We start from the raw sequence: 4,403 nt of genomic DNA, 5'->3' as shown, positions 1-4,403 counted from the left end.
CGCGGCGAGGTGCCGTGCCGGGTGTCGCGGACCCGCGAAGATCCGCCGGACAGGGCCTAGTGGGGCCGCTCCGGTGACCTGCCGACGAACCCGGCCAACCCGGCCGTCGGTCAGTCCACTTGGCGCCGATGGGCCGTACGGCGCCGGACCGTCCTGGACGATCGTGTCCCGCTGTCCTTCCGCTCACGTCGCTCACGGGTGCTCACCTCGGGTGCCCTGGCCTCCTCGGGGCCGCGCTTCCTCGCCGTGCCCCCGGCGACGTCACCGGCCGTGTCGCCGACATCCCCGACGGTTTCCCGGACGCCGCGCCCGACGTCCTCGACGGCCCGGCCCGCGCCGCGGCCCAGTTCGCCCACGGCATGACGGGCACCCGTACCGACCTCTTGGACGGCCGCTCCGACCCCTCGCGTCAACTGCTCCAGAATCTGCGGGTTCCGGTCGATCGTCGTCAGTACGCGATTGACGATGGCGGCCACGTTCCCCAGACGGACCTTGAGCTGCGCCTGCGCCTCCACGCCCTTGATGTCGAGTTGCACCCTGCCGAGTTCCACATCGGCGCCCACCTGCAACCTGAGCAGATCCAGGACCTCGGCCCGCAGGGACACACGCGCGGAGAGGTCCTCGACCTCAAGATTGATCTCCTCGATGTTCAGCGTCGGCACATCGAGGTACACGTCCGAGGGGCCCCTGTCCACCACTTCGTCCCCGGCGGATCCGTCCCCGATCGACTCGTCTTCGTCGGGCAGCGAGCCGTCGGGCAGCGAGACCTCACTCGTCGTGTCCTCCTCGGCTTCGAGGTCTCCGTACTCGTCCTCGGCGTTTTCGGCGTCGTCCATGGTGTCCGCACATCCTCAACGATTCGGCCCCGTAAGCAATTGTCGACTTCACCGGCGCCCGGCGCAATCGATGTCCTACGCCAGAAAACGATGGACAGACGTGATCATTTCTCATGCGGTCACTCGAATGGCGTCACTACGACATGCCAGGCAGAGTGGAGAGAAGAGGCGGGGCCGTGAGGGGTGACTCTCAGGTCGTGCACTCCGTATTTCAGCGTACGTCCGGTGCAGGCGCATGGATTCTCGTGGCGCGAAGGGGCTTCTCCCGAGGCGCCCGGACGTAACCGAAACAATGTGATCAAAGGTGGCACACTCATGGATCAGAGAACCAAAGTGGTCCTGGCCGCGGCCGTGCTGGGCGGTTATGTGCTCGGCCGCACGAAGAAAGGCCGGCTTGCCCTGACCGTCGCGACATTTGTGGCAGGCAAGGGCCTCGGCCTCGATCCGAAGCAACTGGTCACCGAAGGAGTACGTCGCCTCGGCGAGATTCCGCAAGTCGCCGAATTGCAGGAGCAGGTGCGCGGCGAAGGGCTCGAAGCGGCGCGAGGGGCGCTCTCGGCCGTGGTCGGCCGGGGAGTGGGATCGCTGAGTGACTCCATCAGCAGTCGTACCGTCAACCTCGGTGGGAAGCAGGAAGAGCCGGACGAGGACGAGGCGGAGGAAGAGGAGGAAGGGGTGGAGGAACCGGAGGACGAGTACGAGGACGAGGACGAGGAGGAGGATTCCGAGGAGGAGGAGGATTCCGACGAGGGCGAGCCGCCCTCCGGTGCCCGTACTCGGGAGTCCGACGAACTCCGGCGCAAGAAGCGTCAGTCGGCGAGGGCCTCGGGCAAGTCGGCCTCTCCGGCGGCGAAGAAGCCGGCGGCCAAGGCTGCTCCGGCCAGGAGAGCGGCCAAGAAGACAGCCTCACCGGGGAAGAGGGCGGCCGGTACGTCCACCACGCGTGACAGCCGTCGGAGGTAGGCAACCATGGTGAAGACAGCGGAGAAGGTCCGCGACGCCGGCGGCTCGATGATCGGCCGGGTGCGTGCAGAGGCCACGCGTTACGTCGCCATGCAACTGGAGCACGCGGCGGGCAAGGCGGCGGAGAAGCTCAGTGAGAAAGTCTCCGGCGTCACGGAACGGCTCACGCACGTTGTCGAGAACGGCGGGCAGCTGCCTGCCGTCGGTGCCCGCATCCTGCACGGTGAGTCGCCGCTGAAGGCATTCCTGAGTGAGAAGGCGAAGGCTGTCAAGGACAACGTGGTCCAGCGGGCCAAGGACCTCGTGGGGGGCGGTGGCCGCGGCGGGAAGGCCGGGGACACGAAGGTCACGAACATCGTTGAGTTCATCGATGTGGGAGTACCGGTCCGGACCGCCTACGACCACTGGACGCGGTACGAGAAGTTCAGCGGTTTCACCAAGGGTGTCACGAATGTCACGAAGAGTGACGATGTGACCAGTGATTGGCGGGCCAAGGTCGGTCCTTCGACACGGAGCTTCAAGGCCACCGTGCAGGAGCAGATACCCGACGACCGGATTGTGTGGACGTCCGAGGGCTCCAAGGGCGCGACGCACGGCGCGGTCAGTTTCCATGAGCTGGCGCCGAATCTCACCAGGATCGCGCTCGTTGTCGAGTACTACCCCTCGGGGTTCTTCGAGAAGACGGGCAATCTCTGGCGTGCCCAGGGCCGCCGGCTCCGCCTCGACTTCAAGCACTTCCAGCGGCACGTGACGCTCACGGACGAGGATCCCGAGGGCTGGCGCGGTGAGATCAGGGAGGGCGAGGTCGTCCGTACGCATGAAGAGGCGATGGAGGAGGAGGGGACGGAGGAGGACACCGAGTTCGACGAGGACGAGGAGGACACCGAGTTCGACGAAGCCGACGAAGCCGGCGAAGGAGACGTCGAAGAGGACGCCGAGGACGTCGAAGAAGACAGCGAGGAGACCGGCGCGGAGCCCAAGTGAACGGAGCCCGAGTGAACGCGGTCCTCTCTGACGTACGGCGGGTCCGGCGCTGCCCAGGCAGGCGATAGCGTGGAGTCGGGACCGAGTGACGAGGAGGGCGTGTGCGGTTCGCGCTGGACGCACTGTTCGCCGACGTGCCCGCGGAGCAGATCGCCGAAGCCCGTGACTTCTACATGTCACGCGTGGCAGGCCGTGGCCCCGGCACGCTGGAGGAACTCCAGGAGGCACGAGCGAAAAGGTCTGCTCCTCGTACCGTCGATCCGCCGGCCGTCGAAGAGACGATCGAAGCCGCGGACACACGCGTGCCTGTCAGGATCTTCACACCTGTCGACGGTCCGCCGCGAGGCGTCTGTCTGGACATACATGGCGGCGGCTTCTACATGGACTCCGCGGCGCGAGGAGACGAACGCAACCGCGAACTCGCGGACGCCCTGCGTCTCGCCGTTGTCAGCGTCGACTACCGGCTGGCGCCTGAGCATCCCTGGCCCGCGGCACCCGACGACTGCGAGGCGGTGGCGCTCTGGCTCGTCGAAGAAGCCGGTGCCCGCTTCGGAACGTCCCGACTGGCGATCGGCGGAAGCTCCGCGGGAGCCACACTCGCCCTGGCGACCCTGCTCCGGCTGAGAGACAGGGGTGCCGTCGGCCGGTTCACCGGCGCCGCACTCCAGTTCGGCACGTACGACTTGAGCGCACGAACCCCGGCCGGTCGCCGCATCGCGGACGAATACTTCATCCAGGCCTACGCCGGCCGACTGGAAGACCGTACTGTTCCCGACGTCTCCCCGCTCTACGGCGACCTCGCCGGGCTTCCTCCGACGCTGCTGATCGTCGGAAGCGCGGACGTGCTGCTGGAGGACAACCTGGCGCTGGCGGGCCGGTTGTCGGCGGCCGGCAACGACGTCGAGCTCCGGATCTACCCCGAGTCACCCCATGGCTTCACGGGCCACCCCACGGCCATGGCCAGGACGGCGCTCAGCGGCGTCGACTCCTGGCTGCGCGACCGGATCACGCGCTCGTAGGGACCTGCCACGGGTGCTGCTGCCACGGGTGCTGTGCCTGGTAGTGCTGCCAGGGGTGCAGTGACCGGTGGTGCTGCTGCCACGGATGCGGTGCCCGGTCCATCGGCCTGTGTTCGCGCGCCGGAGTGCGTCGCTTCTTTCGCACGTTCCTTCGCGACACCGTGCGCCCCGCCTGAGAAGGGTGGCCGCCGTGCCCGGCGGACACGCTGCGTACAGCATGTGCGTCAGCCGCATTGGGGGTGCCGTGGGTGGACCACGCGGCGGCGGTCAGCGCGTATTTCGCCGTGAGCCGGGCGTCCCCCGCTCGGAGGTCGTACTTCTGGGCCCATGTCAGGGTGTGGTGCTGGAGCTGTTCGGCTTCCGGGCTGGTCTCGGGTGCGAGCGGACAGGAGAAGGTGAGAAGCGCGGAGGGCAGGGTGTCGGGCTCGTCCAGGGTCGTCACTGGCTGGTCTCCCGTCTGCGAGGGCTGGGGCTGAGGGGCGGGGTCGGGACCGGGGCGGTGGGTGTGGAGGAGCTCGGCTCGTAGGACCGGCACAGCGGGAGATCGCACCCGGGCCGGGATTGATCAGTCGGCCCGCAGGCGCAGGCGGACGCCGCCGCG

At 67.9% G+C, this 4,403-nt stretch carries 5 protein-coding genes; 3 read left to right on the top strand and 2 right to left on the bottom strand.

Annotated features, from left to right (window positions below; genetic code table 11):
* Positions 1-110: 110 nt before the first annotated feature.
* Positions 111-836 carry a hypothetical protein gene (locus BFF77_RS34505; RefSeq protein WP_079125209.1) on the bottom strand — a complete coding sequence of 242 codons (726 nt, stop codon included), beginning with the start codon at positions 834-836 and terminating at the stop codon, positions 111-113.
* Positions 837-1,151: 315 nt separating this feature from the next.
* Between BFF77_RS34505 and BFF77_RS35645 the strand changes: the two genes are divergently transcribed.
* The 3 genes from BFF77_RS35645 to BFF77_RS16195 all read left to right on the top strand — a co-directional run bounded on the left by BFF77_RS35645 (position 1,152) and on the right by BFF77_RS16195 (position 3,802).
* Positions 1,152-1,799, top strand: coding sequence for a hypothetical protein (locus BFF77_RS35645; RefSeq protein ID WP_066949746.1), 648 nt, complete (start codon positions 1,152-1,154; stop codon positions 1,797-1,799).
* Between the two features lie 6 nt (positions 1,800-1,805).
* Complete coding sequence (locus BFF77_RS16200; RefSeq protein WP_066949744.1) at positions 1,806-2,783, top strand: SRPBCC family protein; 978 nt, start codon at positions 1,806-1,808, stop codon at positions 2,781-2,783.
* Between the two features lie 101 nt (positions 2,784-2,884).
* Entirely contained in the window at positions 2,885-3,802 is a 918-nt protein-coding gene (locus BFF77_RS16195; protein ID WP_066949741.1) for an alpha/beta hydrolase, read from the top strand.
* Here the strand turns inward: BFF77_RS16195 and BFF77_RS16190 are convergent.
* A complete protein-coding gene (locus BFF77_RS16190) occupies positions 3,789-4,244 on the bottom strand; it encodes a hypothetical protein (RefSeq protein WP_066949739.1) in 456 nt (151 codons plus the stop codon). The two genes, BFF77_RS16195 and BFF77_RS16190, sit on opposite strands and share 14 nt — an antisense overlap.
* Positions 4,245-4,403: the final 159 nt, after the last annotated feature.

Origin of the sequence: Streptomyces lushanensis (assembly GCF_001700515.1) — a bacterium.
Classification (GTDB): Bacteria; Actinomycetota; Actinomycetes; order Streptomycetales; family Streptomycetaceae; genus Streptomyces; species Streptomyces lushanensis.
The sequence above is the reverse complement of the archived record's forward strand: the minus strand, read 5'-3'. Positions and strand labels throughout refer to the sequence as shown.